The 21,457-nt window shown below is 70.6% G+C and carries 15 protein-coding genes and 2 pseudogenes; 9 read left to right on the forward strand and 8 right to left on the reverse strand.

The features are described 5' to 3' along the window. Positions 1 to 190: 190 nt before the first annotated feature. The 4 genes from ACTYVM_RS23785 to ACTYVM_RS23800 are packed head-to-tail and all read right to left on the reverse strand — an operon-like array spanning position 191 to position 4,803. A complete protein-coding gene (locus ACTYVM_RS23785; protein ID WP_445527886.1) occupies positions 191 to 1,555 on the reverse strand; it encodes a GH1 family beta-glucosidase in 1,365 nt (454 codons plus the stop codon). Positions 1,556 to 1,596: 41 nt separating this feature from the next. Then, positions 1,597 to 2,484, reverse strand: coding sequence for a carbohydrate ABC transporter permease (locus ACTYVM_RS23790; protein ID WP_445527887.1), 888 nt, complete (start codon positions 2,482 to 2,484; stop codon positions 1,597 to 1,599). Further along, entirely contained in the window at positions 2,477 to 3,472 is a 996-nt protein-coding gene (locus ACTYVM_RS23795; protein ID WP_445527888.1) for a carbohydrate ABC transporter permease, read from the reverse strand. Before ACTYVM_RS23795 ends, ACTYVM_RS23790 begins: the two co-directional genes overlap by 8 nt. 14 nt (positions 3,473 to 3,486) lie before the next feature. Next, positions 3,487 to 4,803, reverse strand: a complete 1,317-nt coding sequence (locus ACTYVM_RS23800; RefSeq protein WP_445527889.1) for an ABC transporter substrate-binding protein — start codon at positions 4,801 to 4,803, stop codon at positions 3,487 to 3,489. 889 nt (positions 4,804 to 5,692) lie between these two features. Here ACTYVM_RS23800 and ctaD point away from each other — a divergent pair. Further along, the gene (gene ctaD, locus ACTYVM_RS23805) at positions 5,693 to 7,387 is read left to right on the forward strand and encodes an aa3-type cytochrome oxidase subunit I (protein ID WP_445527925.1); all 1,695 of its coding nucleotides are present in this window, start codon (positions 5,693 to 5,695) and stop codon (positions 7,385 to 7,387) included. Between the two features lie 3 nt (positions 7,388 to 7,390). After that, positions 7,391 to 7,984 (forward strand): hypothetical protein, encoded by a 594-nt coding sequence (locus ACTYVM_RS23810; protein WP_445527890.1) that lies wholly within the window; start codon positions 7,391 to 7,393, stop codon positions 7,982 to 7,984. 120 nt (positions 7,985 to 8,104) lie between these two features. Here ACTYVM_RS23810 and ACTYVM_RS23815 read toward each other — a convergent pair. Further along, a pseudogene (locus tag ACTYVM_RS23815) lies at positions 8,105 to 8,335 on the reverse strand (hypothetical protein); the annotation flags it as partial. 287 nt (positions 8,336 to 8,622) lie between these two features. On the opposite strand from ACTYVM_RS23815, the pseudogene ACTYVM_RS23820 reads away from it, so the two are divergent. The 7 genes and pseudogenes from ACTYVM_RS23820 to ACTYVM_RS23850 all read left to right on the forward strand — a co-directional run. Next, positions 8,623 to 9,801, forward strand: a pseudogene (locus tag ACTYVM_RS23820) (glycoside hydrolase family 10-like protein); the annotation flags it as partial. A gap of 735 nt (positions 9,802 to 10,536) precedes the next feature. Beyond that, the gene (locus ACTYVM_RS23825; RefSeq protein ID WP_445527926.1) at positions 10,537 to 14,646 is read left to right on the forward strand and encodes a carboxypeptidase regulatory-like domain-containing protein; all 4,110 of its coding nucleotides are present in this window, start codon (positions 10,537 to 10,539) and stop codon (positions 14,644 to 14,646) included. Positions 14,647 to 14,837: 191 nt separating this feature from the next. Further along, positions 14,838 to 15,608: an SDR family NAD(P)-dependent oxidoreductase gene (locus ACTYVM_RS23830; RefSeq protein ID WP_445527891.1), complete on the forward strand. Its 771-nt coding sequence runs from the start codon at positions 14,838 to 14,840 to the stop codon at positions 15,606 to 15,608. Between the two features lie 29 nt (positions 15,609 to 15,637). Next, positions 15,638 to 16,009 carry a MerR family transcriptional regulator gene (locus ACTYVM_RS23835; RefSeq protein ID WP_445527927.1) on the forward strand — a complete coding sequence of 124 codons (372 nt, stop codon included), beginning with the start codon at positions 15,638 to 15,640 and terminating at the stop codon, positions 16,007 to 16,009. Positions 16,010 to 16,104: 95 nt separating this feature from the next. Then, positions 16,105 to 16,473 carry a hypothetical protein gene (locus ACTYVM_RS23840; RefSeq protein ID WP_445527892.1) on the forward strand — a complete coding sequence of 123 codons (369 nt, stop codon included), beginning with the start codon at positions 16,105 to 16,107 and terminating at the stop codon, positions 16,471 to 16,473. A 62-nt stretch (positions 16,474 to 16,535) separates the two neighbouring features. Then, entirely contained in the window at positions 16,536 to 17,843 is a 1,308-nt protein-coding gene (locus ACTYVM_RS23845; protein WP_445527893.1) for a serine/threonine-protein kinase, read from the forward strand. Positions 17,844 to 17,989: 146 nt separating this feature from the next. Beyond that, on the forward strand, positions 17,990 to 18,523 hold the full coding sequence (locus ACTYVM_RS23850; protein WP_445527894.1) for a hypothetical protein: 534 nt from the start codon (positions 17,990 to 17,992) through the stop codon (positions 18,521 to 18,523). Between the two features lie 42 nt (positions 18,524 to 18,565). On the opposite strand, the gene ACTYVM_RS23855 is transcribed toward ACTYVM_RS23850, so the two are convergent. The 3 genes from ACTYVM_RS23855 to ACTYVM_RS23865 all read right to left on the reverse strand — a co-directional run bounded on the left by ACTYVM_RS23855 (position 18,566) and on the right by ACTYVM_RS23865 (position 21,372). After that, the gene (locus ACTYVM_RS23855; RefSeq protein ID WP_445527895.1) at positions 18,566 to 19,621 is read right to left on the reverse strand and encodes a right-handed parallel beta-helix repeat-containing protein; all 1,056 of its coding nucleotides are present in this window, start codon (positions 19,619 to 19,621) and stop codon (positions 18,566 to 18,568) included. 147 nt (positions 19,622 to 19,768) lie between these two features. Next, complete coding sequence (locus ACTYVM_RS23860) at positions 19,769 to 20,473, reverse strand: response regulator (RefSeq protein WP_445527896.1); 705 nt, start codon at positions 20,471 to 20,473, stop codon at positions 19,769 to 19,771. Continuing rightward, positions 20,470 to 21,372 carry a sensor histidine kinase gene (locus tag ACTYVM_RS23865; RefSeq protein ID WP_445527897.1) on the reverse strand — a complete coding sequence of 301 codons (903 nt, stop codon included), beginning with the start codon at positions 21,370 to 21,372 and terminating at the stop codon, positions 20,470 to 20,472. Before ACTYVM_RS23865 ends, ACTYVM_RS23860 begins: the two co-directional genes overlap by 4 nt. Positions 21,373 to 21,457: the final 85 nt, after the last annotated feature.

The following is a 21,457-nucleotide window of genomic DNA, read 5'->3' on the forward strand; positions in this document are numbered from 1 at the left end:
TGGCGGACCGGCCGCGTGGTCTAGCTGAGGTCGTGCCGTCCTCGTTGCGCCGGAAGTACAGCCCCATGTCGCGCCTCCTTCGATGCGATGTGCCGGAAGATCCCGTCACCCGTCGAACGAGCCGCCCCCACCGGCCGTGCCCGCCACGCCGAACATCACCCGTTCGGGTAAGGCGAGGCACGTGCGTTGCTCAGGTCGCGTTCCGCCCCCGCTCCCCGTGCGCCCGCACGATCTCCGCGTACCGGTGGCCGCTGGCCTTGATGGTGCGGGTCTGGGTGGCGTAGTCGACGTGGACGAGGCCGAAGCGCTTGTCGTAGCCGTACGCCCACTCGAAGTTGTCCAGCAGCGACCAGGCGAAGTAGCCGGCCAGCGGGGCGCCCTTGCGGGCGGCGGAGGCGCAGGCGGCCAGGTGGCCCACCAGGTAGTCCTGGCGGCCGGGGTCGTCGACCGTGCCGTCGGGGGCCACGGCGTCGGGGAAGGCGGAGCCGTTCTCGGTGACGTAGAGCTTTCGCGCGCCGTACTCGTGGGTGAGGCGCAGCAGCAGCGTCTCGATGCCGGACGCGTCGATCTCCCAGTCCATGCCGGTGCGGGGCACGTCCGGGCGGCGTACGGAGCGGGCGTGGGGCACCGAGCCCGCGGGGTCGTCTGCCACCGTCGCCGGGAAGTAGTAGTTGAGGCCGAGCCAGTCCAGGGGGGCGGCGATGGTGTCGAGGTCGCCCGGCTGCTCGGGGAGGTCGACGCCGTAGACCTCGCGCATGTCGGCGGGGAAGCCGCGGCCGTGGACGGGGTCCAGCCACCAGCGGTTGACGTGGCCGTCGTGACGGCGGGCGGCGGCCTCGTCCTCGGGGCGGTCGGTGGCGGGGAAGACGGTGGAGAGGTTGTTGACGATGCCGACCTCGGCGCCGGTCGTCGCGGCGCGGATCGCCTGGGCGGCCAGGCCGTGACCGAGGAGCAGGTGGTAGGAGGCGCGGACCGCGGCGGTCAGGTCGGTCAGGCCGGGGGCCATCTTGCCCTCGAGGTGGCCGATCCAGGCGGAGCACAGGGGTTCGTTGAGGGTGGTCCAGTGGGACACGCGGTCGCCGAGGCGTTCGGCGACGACCGAGGCGTAGGCGGCGAAGTGCTCGGCGGTGGCGCGCTCGGGCCAGCCGCCGCGGTCCTGGAGGGTCTGCGGCAGGTCCCAGTGGTAGAGGGTGACGGAGGGCGTGATGCCCGCCTGGAGCAGTCCGTCGATCAGCTCGTCGTAGAAGTCGAGGCCCTTGGGGTTCACGGGGCCGTCGCCGTCCGGCATCACCCGCGGCCAGGCGATCGACAGCCGGTAGGCGTTCAGGCCCAGGCGGCTCATCAGGGCGATGTCCTCGCGCCAGCGGTGGTAGTGGTCGCAGGCGACGTCGCCGTGGTCGTCGTTGTCGATCTTCCCGGGGGTGTGGGAGAAGGTGTCCCAGATGGACGGCGAGCGGCCGTCCTCGGCGACGGCTCCCTCGATCTGGTACGCCGATGTGGCCGTGCCCCACCGGAAGTCGTGCGGGAGTGCGGCGAGGTCGATGACGTCGGACACGTAAGTCCTTTCGGAAGGGCGTGTTGGGGGCGTGCCGGGGGTCACTTCACCGCTCCGGCGGTGAGCCCCGCGACGAGGTAGCGCTGGAGCAGCAGGAAGCCGGCGACCACGGGCACGCTGACGACGAGCGAGGCGGCCATGATCTGGTTCCAGTACACGTCGTTCAGCGTGGAGTACTGCTGAAGGCCCACGGCGAGCGTGCGGGTGGTCTCGTTGGTCATGACGGACGCGAAGAGCACCTCGCCCCAGGCGGTCATGAAGGCGTACACGGCGACGGCGACGATGCCGGGGATCGCGGCCGGCACCACGACCCGGAACAGCGCGCCGAGCGGTCCGCAGCCGTCCACCAGCGCCGCCTCGTCCAGGTCGCGCGGCACCGAGTCGAAGTACCCGATCAGCATCCAGATCGAGAACGGCAGCGAGAAGGTCAGGTACGTCAGGATGAGGCCGCCGCGTGACCCGAACAGGGCGATGCCGGTGGCGTTGCCGATGTTGACGTAGAGCAGGAACAGCGGGAGGAGGAAGAGGATGCCCGGGAACATCTGCGTCGACAGCACGGTGACCGTGAAGACGCGCTTGCCGCGGAAGCTGTACCGGCTGACCGCGTACGCCGCGAACACCGCGATCACCACCGAGCAGGCGGTCGCCGCGCCCGCCACGATCAGCGAGTTCACGAAGTACTGGGCGAGCGGGACCGTCGACCAGATGTCGATGTAGGGGCGGAAGGTCAGACCGCTGGGCATCCAGCGGAACTTGCCCGTGACGTCCGCGAGCGGCTTCAGCGAGCTGGAGACCATCACGTAGACGGGCACCAGGACGAACCCGGTGAGCAGGGTGAGGAAGATCCGGCGGGTCCACAGGAAGGAGCGCGGCGGGGCCATCGGGGACCGGTGGGGACCGGCCGTCAGGGACCTGGGGGTGTCAGGCATCGGCGGCCCTCCGTCCGCGTGAGGTGAGCACGAGGTAGACGCCGGTGACGACCAGCAGGAAGAGCAGCAGCAGGACGGACATCGCGGAGCCGGTGCCGAAGTTCCAGGTGACGAAGGAGGCTTGGTAGATGTGGACCGAGATGAGGTCCGCTGCCTCCGGGGCGCCCTTGCCGAACAGCACGTACGGCGTGTTGAAGTCGTTGAACGTCCACAGGAACAGCACCAGCACCAGCACCTGGTTGACGGGCCGCAGGGAGGGCAGGGTGATGCGGCGGATCTGCTGCCACAGCCCGGCGCCGTCCAGCGCGGCGGCCTCGTACAGCTCGCCCGGGATGTTCTGGAGTCCGGCCATGACGATGAGGAAGGCGAACGGCCAGCCCTTCCACACCGACACCGTCAGCAGGGCGACGAAGCTGTTGTCGCCGATGAGCCAGAACGAGGGCTTGTCGGTGAGGTGCAGCTGGTCGTGCAGGACGTGGTTCACCAGGCCGTTGTCGTGCTGGAACATGAACACCCAGGTGATGACGGCCGTGTAGACCGGCAGCGCGTACGGCACCAGGAACAGGGCGCGCAGCAGGCCGCGCCCGCGGAAGGTGTCCTGCATGCAGACCGCGGCCGCGGTGCCGATGAGCCAGCACAGACCGACCGACAGCAGGGTGAAGGCGACGGTGACGAGGAAGGAGTGCAGCAGCGCCTCGCCGACCGGCGCGTTGAAGTCCACCGACATGCGGTAGTTGTCGAAGCCGGACCAGGGGGCCGTGCTCCAGTCGCGGATGTAGAACTGGGTGAGCTCCTTGAAGCTCATCACGATGCCGATCACCATCGGCACCAGGTGGACCAGGAGTTCGAGCAGCAGGGCGGGCAGAAGCAGCAGGTACGGCAGCGAGACGCGTCCGAGCCACCCGGGGCGGCGCGGCCCGCGCGCCGCCCCGGGTGATGTCACGGGTGCCGTCGTCCCGCCGGTGTGCGCGGGAGCGGTGGTCGTCATGGGGGTGTCCGTGCTCACTTCGCCGGCATCTGCTGCTGGGCCTTGAGCAGCTTGGCCTTCACCGAGGCGGTGGTGACCGCGCGTCCGGCGGCGGCGTCGGCGAACAGGTCCTTGACGGCCGTGCCGACGGCCGTCTCGAACTGGGACTCGTCGGCGACCTGCGGCAGCGCGGCGGCGCTCGTGGCCAGGGTGTCCTTCAGGACCGCGTTGGCCGGGGAGTTGAAGGCGGCGTCCGCCTGGGCGGTCTTGACCGGCGGGATGGAGCTGTAGGCCGTGTTGAGGACCTTCTGCTCGTCGTCGCTGGTCATGAACTTCACGAACTTCGTGGCCCCGTCGAGGTTGTGGCTGTTCTTGAAGACGGCGATGTTGATGCCGGCCACCATCGAGTTCACCTGCGTGCCGGTGCCGGGGGTGCCGGACTGCACGGGGACGGGCGCGATGCCGTAGGCGTCCTCGCTCATGCCCTGGGACTTGAGGTTGGCGGAGGCGGACTGCCACAGCAGCATCGCCGTGCGGCCCTTGGCGAAGTCGCTGACCGACTGGTTCTGCGCGTACTCGGCGTCGCCCTGTGGGATGACCTTGTCCTTGGCCATCAGGTCGACGTACTGCTTGACCGCCGCGACCGCGCCGTCGCTCGTGAAGTCGGGCTTGCCGTCGGCGGTGAAGAAGTCGGCGCCGTGCTGCTGGGCGAAGACGAAGGCGTGGTGGATGTTCTCCGAGACGTTGGCGCCCTCGGCGCCGATGACCTGCTTGCCCTTGGCCTGGATCTTCTTGCCGTCGGCGACCAGTTCGTCCCAGGTGGCCGGGGGCTTGGCGATGCCCGCGTCGGCGAAGATCTGCTTGTTGTAGTAGAGCGCGTACGCCATCGAGTACAGCGGTACGGCGGCCGGGTCCTGGCCCTGGGCGCCGGTCGAGCCGAGCGCGGAGTCGACAAAGCGGTCCTTGCCGCCGATCTTGTCGAGGTTCTTGGCGTCCCAGGGCAGCAGCGCCCCGGTGGCCTGGAGGGAGGCGCTCCAGGTGTTGCCGATGTTGAGGACGTCGGGGCCCTGTCCTGAGGTGGTCGCGGTGAGGATCCGGGTCAGCAGGTCCGACCAGGGCACGACCTCCAGCTTCACCTTGATCCCGTACTGCTTCTCGAACTTGTCGAGTTCGGGCTGGAGGACCTTCTTGTCGATCGAGATGCTGGCGCCCTGGTTGGAGGCCCAGTACGTGAGTGTCTTCGGCGAGTCGTCGGACCCGCCGCCCGTCGACGAACCGCCTCCGCAGGCCGAGGCGGCAAGGGCGAGAGACATGGTGACGGCGCCTACGGCCGCGGCTCGGATGCTGCGCATGGCTCCTGGTGTCCCTTTCCGGGAGTCGAGAACCGCGAGGAGTCCTCCGGACGCCGACACCGCTCTCGTTCCCGTGACCCGTGCTCGTGCTCGATCGCTCGGGTCCGGTTCGTTCGGTTCGACTTCCGAAGGCGCCTCAGGGCTTAATTTAGGACGTGAGTTAAACCTCCGGGCGAGGCGTCGTCAAGGGATCCGGCAGGGATGAATCGGCGGCCGGCGGCGACGGGGACGGGGCGGCCGACCCGAGACGGCCTGGGTCTGCCGCCTGACCTGCGGCAGGAGGGCGGGGAAGGAGCGCGGAAAGAGCAGTACAACGGTTGGGTCTCGGGGGCCCGCACGGATGGCTCGGCGCAGCGGGGGGCATCTCGCTGGCGAGCAGAGGGACTTGACGTGACGACACCTCCCGCCTGACCTGACCCTCCCGCACCTCCTGACGCTTCGTTCACTCGCGTGAGGCATTCCCCGTCAGGAGTGCGCTCTCGAACCCTCCGCCGTTCATTTCCTGAACAGCGGAGCCGGCTCATGGCCTCTCAGTAGCCGCCTCTCCGGATACCGGAATTCCTGGCGGCCGGTAAGAACGGGGATCCCGGGTGCAGGGCTGTTAGGCCCTGCCCGGAGGGGCGCGGAGGGACTGTTCGGCCCTATCCGCACCCCATGCCCCTTTGGGGATCATGAGGCGGCGGCCGGGAGGGTCGGGTCCGTTCCTCAACCGGAGCACCTCCGGGCTCGTCGTTGTGTCGATGAACCAAGCAGATGCGGAGGGCACCGTCCGGTGGACGAGGTGCGCATACAACAGGCGGCAGCGCGGCCGGAAGACCGGGAAGACGTGGTCGAGGCCACGCCGGTTCCCGGTACCGCGGTGGCGGACAAGGGCGCGGCCGGCGGCCCGGTGACAGGAGGGCAGGCGGCCCAGGTCCCAGGACACGGCCCCGTTCGACCCTCGTGGGTGGAGTGGCTGACCACCACCGACCACAAGAAGATCGGGACGCTGTATCTCGTCACCGCCTTCGCGTTCTTCGTCCTCGGCGGCGCGATGGCGCTGTTGATGCGGGCCGAACTCGCCCGGCCCGGGCTGCAGATCATGTCGAACGAGCAGTTCAACCAGGCGTTCACGATGCATGGCTCGATCATGCTGCTGATGTTCGCGATGCCGCTCTTCACCGGCTTCGCGAACTGGATCATGCCGTTGCAGATCGGCGCCCCGGACGTCGCCTTCCCGCGGCTGAACATGCTCGCCTACTGGCTGTTCCTGCTCGGCTCCCTCATCGCCGCGGCCGGCTTCCTCACCCCGCAGGGCGCGGCCGACTTCGGCTGGTTCCTGTACGCGCCGCTGTCGGACGCCGTCCACTCGCCGGGCATCGGGTCCGACATGTGGATCATGGGTGTGGCCCTGTCCGGCTTCGGCAGCATCCTCGGCTCGGTCAACTTCATCACCACGATCATCTGCATGCGCGCGCCCGGCATGACCATGTTCCGCATGCCGATCTTCACCTGGAACGTGCTGCTGACCGCGCTCCTCGTGCTGATGGTCTTCCCGGTGCTCGCGGCGGCGCTGTTCGCCCTGGAGATGGACCGCAAGTTCGGCAGCCACGTCTTCGACTCGGCCAACGGCGGCGCACTGCTGTGGCAGCACCTGTTCTGGTTCTTCGGCCATCCGGAGGTGTACATCCTGGCGCTGCCGTTCTTCGGCATCGTCAGCGAGGTCATTCCGGTCTTCTCCCGCAAGCCGATGTTCGGCTACATGGGCCTGATCGGCGCCACCATCTCCATCGCGGGTCTGTCGCTGACCGTGTGGGCGCACCACATGTACGTCACCGGCGGCGTCCTGCTGCCGTTCTTCTCCTTCATGACCTTCCTGATCGCGGTCCCCACCGGAGTGAAGTTCTTCAACTGGATCGGCACCATGTGGAACGGCTCCCTGAGCTTCGAGACGCCGATGCTGTGGACGGTGGGCTTCCTCGTGACGTTCCTCTTCGGCGGTCTGACCGGAGTGATCCTGGCCTCCCCGCCGCTGGACTTCCATCTGTCCGACTCGTACTTCGTGGTGGCGCACTTCCACTACACGATCTTCGGCACGGTGGTGTACGCGATGTTCGCCGGATTCCACTTCTGGTGGCCGAAGTTCACCGGCAAGATGCTCGACGAACGGCTCGGCAAGATCACCTTCTGGACGCTCACGGTGGGCTTCCACCTCACGTTCCTGGTCCAGCACTGGCTGGGTGTGGAGGGCATGCCGCGCCGGTACGCCGACTACCTCGCGGCCGACGGTTTCACCTTCCTCAACTCCCTGTCGACGATCGGGTCGTTCGTGCTCGGCCTGTCGCTGCTGCCGTTCTTCTACAACGTCTGGAAGACCGCCAAGTACGGCAAGCCGGTCGGCGTCGACGACCCGTGGGGCTACGGCCGCTCCCTGGAGTGGGCGACCTCGTGCCCGCCGCCGCGGCACAACTTCGTCTCCCTGCCGCGGATCCGGACCGAGTCCCCGGCGTTCGACCTGCACCACCCGGAGATCTCCGGGGTCACGGGGGTCGCCGGGGTCGGCGGGACCGCAGGGCGGGCCGCGGTGGAAGAGGCGGCGAGGTAGGCCGTGTCCCACGCCGTCGCCGCCCTGGGAGCCGCGGCGCTCACCACCGCGGGCTCCGTCTGGTACGTGCCGGCCCTCGCCGACCTGCGGGCCGGCGCGGACCGGCCCGAGTCCCGGCGCATCGCCGCCGCGGCCTGCGTGACCGGCTGGGCCGGCGCGGGCGCTCTCGCCGTGCTGCTGCTCGTCGCCGAGGCATGGTGGACGCCGGTCGCCGCGGCCGTGGCCGGCGCCACCGTCGCCGTCGCCCTGCGCCTGCACGCCGCCGCCCGGTGCAGGCGCGAGGCCCGCGAGATGGCCGGCCACTGGACACGCCTGGGCCATGTCCCCGCCCCGACCGGCCCGTCCCACTCCCGGAACGTCGTCGCCACCGTCCTCGGCTGCGGCCTGGTCACGGCGGTGGCCGTCGCGGCCTGGACCTGGCAGTCCGCCTCGGGCCCCGACGGCGACCCCCACTGGGTGACCGCCGCCGCCCCCGTCGCCGTCATGGGCGTGTTCCTCACGGCGGCGGCGGGCTACGCCCGCGCGACACGCCCCGCCACGACGGCCGTGGGGGGAGGGACCCGGCGCCCGGAGAACTCCCGGGGTGCCGCGCTGTAGCTGTCGTCAGCTGTCGTCCCGCTCCGACGACGGCCAAGGCCGGCCGCCCATCCTCCCGAAGTGGCCCGGGAGGATGGGCGGTTGCGTACCGCCAGCCGGCCGGGCTGGAGGCCGGGACCGGGCTCGGCGCGGGGCGTACCCGGCGGGACGGGTCGTGAAGACGCCCCGCGCGCCGACGCTTCCCGGCGGCCCAGCGCCAGGTCACCGAGGCCCGTCGGTCCGGCCGCGCAGCCGGGTCGCATAGCCGAAGACCTCCGCCGGCGGAACGGTCGCGGTGATCACCACCGGACCGGCGCGCACGGCATGGCCCGAGACCCGGCCGCGCCGTGCGGCGAGGTCGGCGAGTGCTCCAGGTGCGCGCCGCCAGGAATCGGGCTGCGCGCAGAAACGCCGCGCCATGAACAGTCCCGGCCGCGCGGAACGCAGCGAATTCCGCGTTCCCAAGGGGCACTTGGGCACTTGCTAGCGGTTCGGTAACTATTTCACCCCGCTCGTTGACTGGGCGGGACGCGGTGGGAACGGTGAGCCGATCAAGCCGCTCCCGTCTCTCTTCAGGAGTCCGCGTGACCGACACCGCGCACCATGGCCCTGCCGTACGTCGCCCCACGCGCCGCGTGCTGCTGCGGGCCGCAGGGCTGATGGCCGGACTGGCCGCCACGGGGTCGTCCCTCCCCACCGCCGCGGCGGCCGCCGCCGAGGGCACCCCGACCGCGTACCGCGACCGCGAGCTGCGTGGCGAGTGGATCGCCAGCGTCTCCAACATCGACTGGCCCTCACGGACCGGACTGAGCCCCGCCGCACAGCAGGCGGAGTTCATCGCACTGCTCGACCACGCCCGATCGATCGGACTCAACGCGGTGTTCGCGCAGGTCCGTCCGGCGGCCGACGCCTTCTGGCCGTCACGCTACGAGCCGTGGTCGCAGTACCTGACCGGCACTCAGGGCCAGGATCCCGGCTACGACCCGCTGGGCTTCATGGTCCAGGCCGCGCACGACCGCGGGCTGGCCCTGCACGCCTGGTTCAATCCGTACCGCGTCTCGCTGCAGTCCGACGTCACCAAGCTCGTGCCCGGCCACCCGGCGCGGCTGCACCCGGAGTGGATCGTCTCCTACGGCGGCCAGCTGTACTACAACCCCGGCATACCGGCCGCACGCGCCTTCGTCGAGAACGCCATCATGGACGCGGTGGAACGCTACGAGGTCGACGGCGTCCACTTCGACGACTACTTCTACCCCTACCCGGTGGGCGACGCGGACTTCCCCGACGACGACGCCTTCGCCACGTACGGCGCGGACTTCACCGACCGGGCCGCCTGGCGCCGGCACAACGTGGACCTGCTGGTGCGGGAGGTGTGCGACCGGGTACGTACGGCCCGGCCCGAGGCGGCGTTCGGCGTCAGCCCCTTCGGCATCTGGCGCAACGCCTCGAGCGACCCGCGGGGCTCGGCCACCAACGGCACCCAGTCCTACGACGCACTCAACGCCGACACCCTCGGCTGGGTGCGCAAGGGCTGGCTGGACTACATCGCCCCGGAGCTGTACTGGAACATCGGTCTCCCGGTGGCCGACTACGCCGTCCTCGCCCCGTGGTGGGCACAGGCGGTCCGCGGCACCGACGTGCAGCTGTGGATCGGCCAGGCCCTGTACAAGGCCGGCGACCCCGCCCAACCGGACGCCTGGCAGGACCCGGCAGAACTCTCCCGGCACCTCACGATGGACAGGGGGCTGCCGGAGATCAACGGCGAGATCCTGTTCAGCGCCGCGGACGTGACCGCCGACCGGATCGGCGCGGTCGCCCGGCTGAGCGCCGACCACTGGATGCGGCCCGCGCTGCCGCCGCTCCTGCCGAGGCTCGCCCACGGTCCCGCCCCCATGCCCCCGCTCGCGTCGGCGGCCCGGACGGCCGACGGCGGGATCCGGATCGAGGTGCGCTCCCGCGGCAACCACGTCCCCGCGCTGTACGCAGTGCGGCAGCACACCGCCGACAACGACGGTCTGGTGGCGGTGCTCCCGGGCGCCCGCGACAGCCAGTGGACCGGTCCGGCGGCCCCGGAAGGCACGACGTACACGGTCACGTCGGTGGACCGCGCGAGCCGCGAGAGCTCCCCGATCACCGTGCGCATGCCACGCCGTTGACACGGCACCACCGCCGGCGCCCGCCCCGGCGGCCCGGCCCGGCCGCTCAGGACCGGGTCGGGTCGGGCCGCGGGGGGGCGAAGCCGCTCTCTCCTCGTCCTGGCCGCGATCCGGACTGTGGGGGTCCGTCACACCAACCATGATGTTCCGTTGGAAAATCCACTTTTGTCACTCTTGGCGGATCCATGCCATGTCATGTCCCCGCCATTGATGCTTTCTTGTCGAGAACATGGCGATGACACTTGGTTGTCTCACAGCGGATGAATTCCATCCGCTGTCGACCTTGAACCAGCGCACAGGTCGACCCCGGCTCAACAGCATGGGAGTCACGCATTGCGCACTTCGAGGCACTCCAGACCGGGCGCGCGGAGGATCTCCGCGCGCCTGGCCGCTTTGACCGCGGCCGCCGTCGCCGCCATGACGGTGGGCCTGCCCGCCGCCCAGGCCGCGGGCGGTACCGCGGCAGCCGCTCCGAAGGCCGCCACCGCGGCACATCCCGGGGTGGAACAGGTCTGCAGCACGCCCAAGAAGGGCGAGTTCAGCTGCATGGCGCTGCGCCGCACCGACGTCAAGGGCGTCAAGGGCATCCAACCGATGGCCAGTACGCCGAGCGGCTTCGGCGCCGCTGACCTGCAGAGCGCCTACAACCTGCCGGCCAACGGCGGAGCGGGTCAGACGATCGCCATCGTCGACGCCTACGACGACCCGGCCGCCGAGGCCGACCTGGCCGTCTACCGCCAGCAGTACGGCCTGCCCCCCTGCACCACCGACAACGGCTGCTTCAAGAAGATCGACCAGCGCGGTGGTACGAACTACCCGTCCCCGGACCCCGATTGGTCGGGCGAGATATCGCTCGACCTCGACATGGTCTCCGCGGCCGCCCCCAACGCCCACATCCTGCTGGTCGAGGCCGACAGCGCCTACTTCGACGACATGGCCGCGGCCGTCGACCAGGCCGTCGCGCAGGGCGCCAAGTACGTGTCCAACTCCTACGGCACCGGCTACACCTCCACGCCGGGCAGCGGTGAGGACCCGTCCGAGACCACGGAGTACGACCCCCACTACAACCATCCGGGCGTGGCGATGGTCGCCTCCTCCGGCGACGACGACTACGGCGTCTCCTACCCGGCCGCGTCGCAGTACGTGACCGCCGTCGGCGGCACCGCCCTGAAGCAGGACACCAGCACCGCCCGCGGCTGGTCCGAGTCGGTGTGGCACAACAGCTACGGCGGCCCGGGCTCGGGCTGCTCGCTGTACGAGCCCAAGCCGTCCTTCCAGACCGACACCGGCTGCGCCATGCGCACCGTCGCAGACGTCTCCGCGGTCGCCGACCCGGTCACCGGCGTCTCGGTGTACCAGACCTACGGGGGCTCCGGCTGGTCCGTGTACGGCGGCACCAGCGCCTCCGCGCCGATCATCGCCGGCGTGTACGCCGTGGCCGGTACCCCCGCCCCGGGCAGCTACCCGAACGCGTACCCGTACCAGAACCCGTCCGCGCTCAACGACGTGACCGAGGGTTCCAACGGCAGCTGCAGCCCGGCCTACCTGTGCACCGCCGGACCCGGCTACGACGGACCGACCGGCCTGGGAACTCCCGACGGCCCCGCCGCCTTCCGCAGCGGCCCGCACGGCGAGGTCTCCGGCAGCGTCACCGACACCGCCGGCAAGGCACTCGCCGGCGCCTCGGTCATGGCCGGTGACTACCGGACCACCACCGACGCCCAGGGCCACTACAGCCTGACCGTGCCGCCCGGCGCCTACGACGTGACGGCGTCCGCCTACGGGTACGGAACCAGGACGTCCAAGGTCACCGTCGTCGAGGACGGCACCGTCAAGGCCGACTTCACACTGGCCGCGGTGGCCCGGCAGACCCTCAGCGGCAAGGTGACCGACGGCTCCGGCCACGGCTGGCCGCTCTACGCGAGGATCGCCGTCGACGGCATGCCCGGCGCTCCGGTCTTCACCGACCCGTACACCGGCGCGTACAGCGTCGACCTGCCGCAGGGCGAGGACTTCACCCTGCACTTCACCGCCGCGTACCCCGGCTACCAGGCCGTCACCAAGCAGGTGACCGTGGGTGACTCGGCACAGAGCCTGAACGTCGCCGTCCCGGTGGACGTCGAGGCGGCCACGGCCCCCGGCTACGCGCTCAAGCTGACCGGTCCGACGGAGCCCTTCGACTCCACCACCGCGGCCCCCGAGGGCTGGAGCGTCGTCAACGCCGACGGCACCACCGGCGGCTGGGACTTCGGCGACCCGGGCAAGCGGGGCAACACCACCGGTGGCTCCGGCGGCTTCGCCATGGTCGACAGCGACCACTACGGCAGCGGCAAGAAGCAGGACAGCTCGCTGATCAGCCCGGTCTTCGACCTGACCGGCAACACCAACCCGCAGCTCTCCTTCGACACTGACTACAAGAGCTACTCCGGCCAGAGCGGCGACATCGACGTCACCACCGACGGCGGCGCCACCTGGACCAACGTCTGGAACCGCACCACCACGCTGACCGGCCCCGCCCACGTCGAGGTCCCGCTGACCGCCTACGCCGGCAAGTCCGGTGTGCAGCTGCGGTTCCACTTCACGGCCACCTGGGGCTACTGGTGGGCGCTCGACAACGTGTTCGTCGGCAAGCGTGCCTACGAGCCCGTCACCGGCGCTCTGGTCGCCGGCGCCGTGACCGACGCCAACACCGGCGAAGGCATCACCGGCGCGACCGTCGTCAACGCCGATGCCTCGCAGGACAAGGCCACCACGACCGCCACCCCGGACGACCCGGCGCTCGGCGGCGGCTTCTACTGGATGTTCACCGCCAAGACCGGAAGCCACACCCTCACCGCCTCCAAGTCGCACTACACCGACCTGGCCAAGACGGTGGACGTGGCACCGGACAGCACCACCCGGGCGGACTTCGCTCTGAAGGCCGGCAAGCTGGTCTTCACCCCCAGCTCGGTCGACAAGACAGTCGAGTGGGGCACGACGGCCTCCCAGGACCTGACGGTGAAGAACACCGGCGGGGCGCCTGCCACCCTCACCCTGGGCAAGCAGTCCGGCGGCTTCACGAGCCAGTCCACCGGTGGTGCACCGCTCAACCTGGTGAAGGGCCACTACTCCCCGCTCTCCGCGGCCAAGGCCGACGGAAAGAACAAGGCGGAGCCCACCGTGGTGGGCAACGCGGGCGGCGATGCCTGGCAGCCGGTGGCCAACCTGCCCACCACCGTGCAGGACAACGCGGTCGCGGCCGACGGCGGCAAGGTCTACTCGGCCTTCGGCTACACCGGCAGCGTGGACACCAACGCGCTGTACGCCTACGACCCCGACACCGGCTCCTGGTCCAAGCTGGCCTCCGCCACCGACACCCGTGAGTCCCCGGCCCGCGGCTTCATCGGCGGCAAGCTGTACGCGGTCGGCGGCTGGGGCGCCAGCGGCAACCCCGACGCCAAGCTGGAGGTCTACGACCCGGCCTCCGACTCCTGGAGCACCAAGGCGTCCTCGCCCAAGCCGTACGCGGGCTCGGGCAGCGCGGTGCTCGACGGCAAGCTGTACGTCGTCGGCGGCTGCACCGCCAGCGTCTGCGGCACCAAGGACGTCACCGTCTACGACGCCGCGTCCGACAGCTGGTCGCAGGTCGCTTCCTACCCGGAGTCGATCGCCTGGGAGGCCTGCGGCGGCATCGGCGGCAAGCTCTACTGCGCCGGCGGCACCACCGACGCGGGCTCGGTGAAGCACACCTACGTCTACGACCCGGCGTCCGACACCTGGTCGGCCTTGGCCGACCTGCCCATCGACCTGTGGGGCTCGGCGTCCACAGCGGCCAACGGTCTGCTGCTGGTCTCGGCCGGTGTCACCAACGACAGCACCGCCATCACCAACCAGGGCTTCGCCTTCGACCCGGGCACCGGCGCCTGGACCGCCCTGCCCAACGCCAACAACTCCGTCTACCGCACCGGTGGCGCGGCCGGCTTCTACAAGGTCGGCGGCAGCCCCGGCGGCAGCTTCACGCCGCCGGTGGCCACCGTGGAGGTGCTGCCCGGCTACGACCAGACCGGCGGCTCCTCGGACGTCAGCTGGCTGTCCCTCTCCGAGCAGAAGGTGACGCTTCAGCCCGGGGCGAGTGCCACGATCACGGTCGGTCTGGACGCCACCGTCGAGGAGGTCACCCAGCCCGGTGCGTACACCGCGGCTCTGACCGTCCAGACCGACACCCCGTACGCCGGCACCTCGGTCGACGTGAAGATGCGCGTCAGCCCGCCGAAGGACTGGGGCAAGTACGCCGGCACCGTGCTGGAGGCCGACGGCAAGGGCGGCAGCGCGCCCCTGGCCGGGGCAACCGTCCAGATCGACACCGCTGCGGCGAGCTACACCCTGCGGACCGCCAAGGACGGCACCTTCGGCCTGTGGTTCGACAGCCGCGGCAAGCCGGCCACCGTCATCGTGTCCAAGGACGGCTACCAGCCGGTGACCACCACCGTGAAGATCAAGAAGGGGGAGACGACCACCGGCAACTTCACGCTGAAGAAGAGCCCGTGACCGTAGCCCCATCCCTGTGAAACAGCGCGGGCCGGCCCCCTGGACCGGCCCGCGCCGTATTCAGGAAGAGGACTGAGCTGCTCGGGCAGTTCAGCCACGGCGACTTGGAGTCGTGTGGCGGGGTACGGCGCTGTACTGGACCGGCCGGTCGCCGTGAAGCTTGACCTTACCGCTGGCGGCAGGGTTGAACGATGGCCGGCATGGACAGCAGCACCGCACCTCAGATCAGCAGAATCGTCGCCGTCACCGGGGCCGGCACCGGGATCGGCCGGGCCACCGCCCGCGCTTTCGCCGCCGAGGGTGCCCACGTCCTCGCCGTCGGTCGGCGGGCCGAACCGCTCCAGGAGACCGCAGCCGGGCACGACCGGATCACCCCGCTGACAGCCGACATCACCGCCGAGGGACAGCCCGAGCGGATCGTCCAAGTCGCGCTGGAGATGAACGGCCGGTTGGACGTGCTGGTCAACAATGCCGGCATCGTGCACGGCGGTCCCCTCGGCACGCTCACTCCGGCCACGATTGCACCTCAGATTGCCACCAACCTGATCGCACCCCTCCTGCTGGCCCAGGCTGCGTTGCCGTCTCTGGAGGCGTCCGGCGGGGTGATCGTCAACGTGACCACGTCGGTGGGGCAGCGGGCCTGGCCGGGCAGTTCGGTCTACGCGGCGACCAAGACCGCGCTGGAGCTGCTGACCCGCAGTTGGGCGGTCGAGCTGGCACCTCGCGGGGTCCGGGTGGTGGCGGTCGCACCCGGCGCGATCGACACCCCGATCGGCGAGCACCAGGGACTGACATCGGAGCGGATGGCCGCGGTGAAGGAGTGGCAGCTGGCGCACACGCCGCTGGGCCGGATCGGCCGACCGGAGGAGGTGGCCTGGGCGATCACCCGGCTTGCCGCACCGGCCGCGTCGTTCGTCACCGGGGTGGTCCTCCCGGTCGACGGCGGGGCGGTAGTGGCGTGATAGGAGTGGTGCCCGGGAGGGTGGAGCGGGTGCAGATCGGTGAGTTGGCCAGGGCGAGCGGGGCGACCGCCCGTGCTCTGCGGCACTACGAGCAGGCCGGGCTGATCTCCTCGCATCGGGCCCCCAATGGCTACCGCGTGTATGACGAGGGTGCGGTGGTGCGGGTCCGCAATATCCGCTACCTCCTGGCCGCCGGGCTCACCCTGGACGACGCGCGGGTCTTCCTGCCGTGCCTGGACGGAGACATGACCACGGCGCCGCCTTCCGACAAGGGCATACAGGTGGCATTGGAGCGACTTGCGGTTCTCAACCAACGCATCGCCGCCCAGACCGCGGTCCGAGATCGCCTCCAGGCCGCACTGCGCCGAGCGACCGGTGACCGGATCCGTCCAGTGGCCTGACCGCCCGCCCCGCCCTCGGATCCCGCTCAAGCGCAGGGTTCCCCGGGTTTCGCCTCCGCCAGTTGCGGGAGCACCTCACTCGCGATGAGTTCCAGGTGGTCGAGGTCGGTGAAGTCGGTCAGGCGCAGATGGAACCTGCTCGCGCCGACCGCGGCGAACTCTCCGAGCCGCTCGACGAGCTGGGCCGGGGCACTGCTCTCGGAACTGAAGTCGGATCGGAGGTCGCGGCACCGGCGGCGGGGCAGCCTGGCAGGCGTTCACGGCGGACCCGGACGCCTTCTGCCCGCCGGGGGCTCACCACCGCCCGGGCCCACCACGACGCCGCCGGGATGCACCTGGACCAGGACGCCCTCACCGCTTTGGAGAAGGCCGCCGCCGAGGAGAAGAAGACCAGGTCAGAGGGAGCGCAGGCGCCGACCTCCGGAGGGGGACGTCCATCGTGCCGCTACTCCAACGCCGGGTAAAACCCGGTCCGGGCCGGAAGGTCTAAGGTGACGCGTGACGACGCGCACGGGGAGGGGTCGGCGTGGAGCGGATCGGGGAGTACACGGTCGAGCGTGTGCTGGGTGAGGGCGGGATGGGCACCGTCTACCTGGCGAGGTCGCGGGGCGGTCGCCGTGTGGCGGTGAAGGTCGCCAAGCCGGAGTTGGCGCGGGACGCGGGGTTTCGTGAGCGTTTCCGTGCGGAGATCACCGCGGCCCGCGCGGTGGGCGGCTTCCACACCGCGCCGGTCGTGGACGCGGACCCCGATGCTCCGGCGCCCTGGCTCGCCACCGCGTACATCCCCGGTCCCCATCTCGCCGAACTGCTCACCGCCCAGGGGCCGATGGACGAGGCGGGCCTGCGTCGGCTCGGCCTCGCGCTGGCCGAGGCGTTGGGGGCCATTCACGCCTGCGGGCTGGTCCACCGTGACCTCAAGCCCGGCAACATCATCATGGCGGAGGACGGACCCAGGGTCGTCGACTTCGGCATCGCGCGGGCGGTCGAGGGATCCGGGCTCACGGTCACCGGGATCGCTCTGGGCACTCCGGGATTCCTGGCCCCCGAGCAGGCGGAGGGACTGCCGGTCACCGGGGCCGCGGACATCTTCGCGCTGGGCGCCGTCCTCGTCGCCGCGGCGGGCGGCAGCGCCTTCGGCCAGGGCACGCCGATGGGGCTGATGTACCGCTCCGTCCACCAGGAAGCCGACCTGAGCGCGGTGCCCTCGGGGCTGCGGCCGACCGTGGCCGCGTGCCTGGCCAAGGACCCCGGGCAGCGACCCACCGCCGCGAACCTGCTGGACCTGCTCGCGCTCCCCCAGGCGGCGAGCCCGTCGTACGCCTACACGCCGACCGTGGTGGCTCCCCCTCCGCCGGCGGCCGCGCCTTCGCCGATGGCTCCCGCCGCGCCTTCGCCGTTCACTCCCGCACCCGCACCGCCGCCATACGCCCCCTCGGTGAGGCCGACGGTCACCGCGCCTTCCCCGTACCCGCCCGGAGCCGTGCCGCCTCCCCCGCCCGGAGGGTTCGGACCGCCTGGGGTCTTCGGTCCTCCCGAGCCGGCGGCCGTCGAAGGGCAGGAGTTCCTCGCGATGGACAACAAGAACGCCATCGTCGCCGACGTCCATGGCATCTCCCTGGGCATCAACGGCCGCCCCAGCGACTACCCCTGGTACGCCGTCCGCGCCGTCACCCACACCAGGTCGGGGCGCGGGTTCTCCCTCAACGTGACGGTCCACCTCCATGACGGGCGCTCCCAGCCCTGTCGCGTCACCGCCCAGGACGAGGACGAACTCAGCAGCTGGATCCAGCAGTTGGCCCTCGTGGTGAACGGCTTTGTCGGACCGCTCGGATAGCGACGTCCGGAGCCCACGGGGTGCACCTGTCGGATCAGGGTTGCCAGATCCCCCCGGCATGCGCCGGCGAAGGGTGGACAGGGCTCCGAGCGAGCCGTTAGTCATGATCACCACAATTCGATCACCGGGGGATACTCATGCGTGCCATGACAACTGCACGTCGCGCGGCGCCGATGCTGCTGGCGGCCGTCCTGCTGACGTCGTGCTCGACCGGAGAGGGCGACGCTACGGCGTCGGCCTCGGACAAGGCCTCGTCCGCGGCCACGCCGGCCGGTGCCGCGAGCAGCGGTCCCGTGACTCCCGCCGCGCCAGTGGCGAGCCCTTCCGCGACGGCGGGCTACCCGACCACAGAAGCCGCGCCGGGAGCACCGGTAGCGCAGGTTCGGGACGCCTTCGCCGTCCTCCAGGCCACGTACACCGACGGCTGCACCACTCCGGGGAACTGCGAGTACTTCCTCAACCGGGTGCTGACCAATCTCGACGACCTCTACAACTCGATGAAGGCCAGCCCCAAGGGCACTGGTCACTTCGCCGGTGCCCTCACCCGGATCCGCGCGATGCAGGACGCCCTCGAAGGCGACTTCTCCTTCGAGAACCTCAAACGGCACCAGAAGCTTCTGCTGGACACCCGGGAGGAGGTCAACACCTGGATGCAGGGCCACCCCGACGACTACCGGTAAATGCCCGCGGAACCGCCGACGCGGAGAGGTGAACCCCGTCCGTCAGGTGACCGGAACGCCGGGGTTGACCAGGCCCCTGCCGCCCGTGACGCTGTTGTCCGAAGTGACCCTCGCGGGGCAGGCGGCCGGGTCGTAGTTGGTGATGTTGATGGCATAGCGGTCGGGGCCGGGGGAACCGGTCAGGTCCGAGGCGTTGTTGCGGAACACCGTGCCGCATCCCCACCCAGGGTACTGACTGTGCGTCTGGTAGCCGTCGTTGGTCGTGTGGTTGCCCCGGTTGTTCTCGATCGTGTACCCGTTGCCCTTCACATCGACCCAGGAGTCGTCGTAGTTGGCCCCGGTGAGACCGCTGCCGTCGAAGGTGTTCCCGGAGATCAGGCCTCCGGTGGTGCCTTCCTTGATGTCGATGTTCTCGCCGCCGACGTTGGGACCGATCCGGTTGTCGATGATCTGGACGTGATCGCTGGCGTCCGTGAGGGTGTTCGCGGTCCCGACGTACACCCCCTCCCCCATGCCGTTGCGGGACGTGCCCGTGTCGTGGATGAAGGAGTTCCTCACGACCCCGTAGCTACTGGATGTCCGGAAGTGGATGCCCTCCATGGTCGTGTGGTGGACTTCCACCGCGTCGACGACGACATGGTCGGACGAGTCGACCATGATGCCCTTCTGGCCGCCGGTGATGGTGATGCCGCTGATCGTCCAGTAGGGGGCACTCGTGAGCTGGATGCCGTTGCCGCCGCCCGAGGGCGTGGACAGGACCGCGTTCCGGGAACCGGTGAGGGTGATCGGCGCGCTCGCCGTTCCTCCTGTGGTGATCTTGAAGTTGCCCGAGTAGGCGCCGTCGGCCAGTTCGATGGTCTGCCCGGGCAGGGCGGCCGCCAGCGCCGCTTTGAGGCCCTTGCCGTCCGACACGCGTACCGTCTGCTCCCCGCCGGAGGGCGCAGAGGTGGGCAGGACGGCGTCCGCGAACGCGGTGCCGGGCAGGACAAGCAGGCCGGCGCTGAGGAGAGCGGCGGCCGCGGCCGCGCCCACCGCCGTCCTGGTGCCACGGTTGGCCTGCCGCGAGGCCGGGCTTGAGGGTGAGAGTGCTCTGATCATGGCGGCGCCTCCCGGGCCGGCGGCAAATGGGGGGTGCTGCCTCGGTGGGGAACGGCAGCCGTGATGCGCACGCCCAGAGTGGACTGGACCAAAAGGTGCGTCAAGTAGGTGACCAGGCCAAGGAAGAAGGCCGGGCCATGGACCCGGTCACGGTCCCGCGGGTCCGCTCCCCCCGGAGCCGCCGGGCCGGACCAGCCCCGTCTCGTACGCGAGCACGACCGCCTGGGCGCGGTCACGGAGAGCCAGCTTGGCGAAGATGCGGGCCACGTGCGATTTCACCGTGGCCTCGCTCAGGGTCAGTTCGGTGGCCAGTTCGGCGTTGGAGAGGCCGCGGGCCAGAAGGGTCAGGACTTCCAGCTCGCGGGGGGTCAGCGTGGCCAGGTCGGCGTGCACGGCGGGGGTACGGGTGGGCTCCGAGGCGAAGCGTTCGACCAGGCGGCGGGTGATGGACGGGGCCAGCAGGGCGTCGCCGGTGTCGACGAGGCGTACGGCCGCCGCCAGGTGTTCCGGGGTGACGTCCTTCAGCAGGAAGCCGCTGGCCCCGAGGGACAGCGCGGTGTAGACGTACTGGTCCAGGTCGAAGGTGGTCAGGATGAGCACCCGGCAGTCGGGAAGCCGTTCCAGGATGCGGCGGGTGGCTTCGAGGCCGTCCATGTTCGGCATGCGGATGTCCATCAGGACGACGTCCGGCCTGAGTTCGCTCGCCGCCGCCAGCGCTTCCTCGCCGTCTGCCGCCTCGCCCACGACGTCGATGCCGCGAGCGGTCAGGATCAGCCGGAAGCCCGTTCTGATGAGGGTCTGGTCGTCGGCGACGAGGACGCGGGGCGCGGGACCTGGCGTGGTCGTCGTCATGGGCGGTCCAGGGGTATGCGTGCCCGCACCCGGTAGCCGCCGCCGAGTCTGCGGCGGGCGTCCAGGTCTCCTCCGTACACCGCGACCCGCTCCCGCAGGCCCAGGAGTCCACGGCCCGTACCGTCCCCGCGGCCTGTGCTCCGTGCGGGTGCGGTGCCGGTCAGCACGCTGGGGCCGGTGTTCAGCACTTCGACGCGCAGGGTGTGGTCCGCGTACCGCACGGTCACCTCGGCCTTGCCGCCGTCGCCGTGTTTGAGCGCGTTGGTCAGGGCCTCCTGGATGATGCGGTAGGCCGTCACGTCGATGCCCTCGGGCAGCGGGCGCGGCTCGCCGGAGATCCGTACCTCCACGGGGAGTCCGGCGAACGAGATCCGGTCGACGAGCGGGCCGAGCCGGTCGAGGCCGGGCTGCGGCGCCGGCCCCGTGGCTCTGCGATCGCCTCCCGCGCCCTCGACCAGGTCGTCGTAGTCCGTGTCCTCGCCGCTCTGCGACGGCGCCAGCAGGCCCAGCAGGTGCCGTAGGTCGGTCATCGCGCCGCGCCCCGCGTCCTCCACGGCCCTCAGCGCCGCCGCGGCCTCGTCCGGCATGGTGCCCAGCACCTCCCTCGCGGCGCCGGCCTGAACCACCATGAGGCTGACATTGTGGCTGACGATGTCGTGCAACTCCCGGGCGATACGGTCGCGTTCGGCCGCCACCGCACCGCGGGCGGCGCTCGCCCGCTCCCGCTCAAGCAGCCAGCCGCGTTCTCCCACGGCGGTCCGCCAGCGGCACCTCGTGCGCACGAGCGCCACCGCCAGCCATCCGGCAGCCGCGCACGTCGTCACCAGCGCCGCGACCAGGGCGTCCGTCTTCCACTCCCACACGAAGGTCACCTTCGCAGAGCGGCGTCCGATCCGCATCAGCCTGTGGATCCACGGCGCTGCATCCGGAGGATGAGGTACGGGTCCGAGTGCCCTCCGCAGGGCGATGTCCCCGCAGCCGTCT

Source organism: Streptomyces cyslabdanicus (assembly GCF_052663305.1).

Coding starts and splice junctions, on each gene's coding strand:
- ACTYVM_RS23790 (WP_445527887.1), bottom strand. CDS start 2,484: ATGCCTGACACCCCCAGGTCCCTGACGGCCGGTCCCCACCGGTCCCCG.
- ACTYVM_RS23795 (WP_445527888.1), bottom strand. CDS start 3,472: ATGACGACCACCGCTCCCGCGCACACCGGCGGGACGACGGCACCCGTG.
- ACTYVM_RS23800 (WP_445527889.1), bottom strand. CDS start 4,803: ATGCGCAGCATCCGAGCCGCGGCCGTAGGCGCCGTCACCATGTCTCTC.
- ACTYVM_RS23825 (WP_445527926.1), top strand. CDS start 10,537: ATGACGGTGGGCCTGCCCGCCGCCCAGGCCGCGGGCGGTACCGCGGCA.
- ACTYVM_RS23830 (WP_445527891.1), top strand. CDS start 14,838: ATGGCCGGCATGGACAGCAGCACCGCACCTCAGATCAGCAGAATCGTC.
- ACTYVM_RS23850 (WP_445527894.1), top strand. CDS start 17,990: ATGACAACTGCACGTCGCGCGGCGCCGATGCTGCTGGCGGCCGTCCTG.
- ACTYVM_RS23855 (WP_445527895.1), bottom strand. CDS start 19,621: ATGATCAGAGCACTCTCACCCTCAAGCCCGGCCTCGCGGCAGGCCAAC.
- ACTYVM_RS23860 (WP_445527896.1), bottom strand. CDS start 20,473: ATGACGACGACCACGCCAGGTCCCGCGCCCCGCGTCCTCGTCGCCGAC.
- ACTYVM_RS23865 (WP_445527897.1), bottom strand. CDS start 21,372: ATGCGGATCGGACGCCGCTCTGCGAAGGTGACCTTCGTGTGGGAGTGG.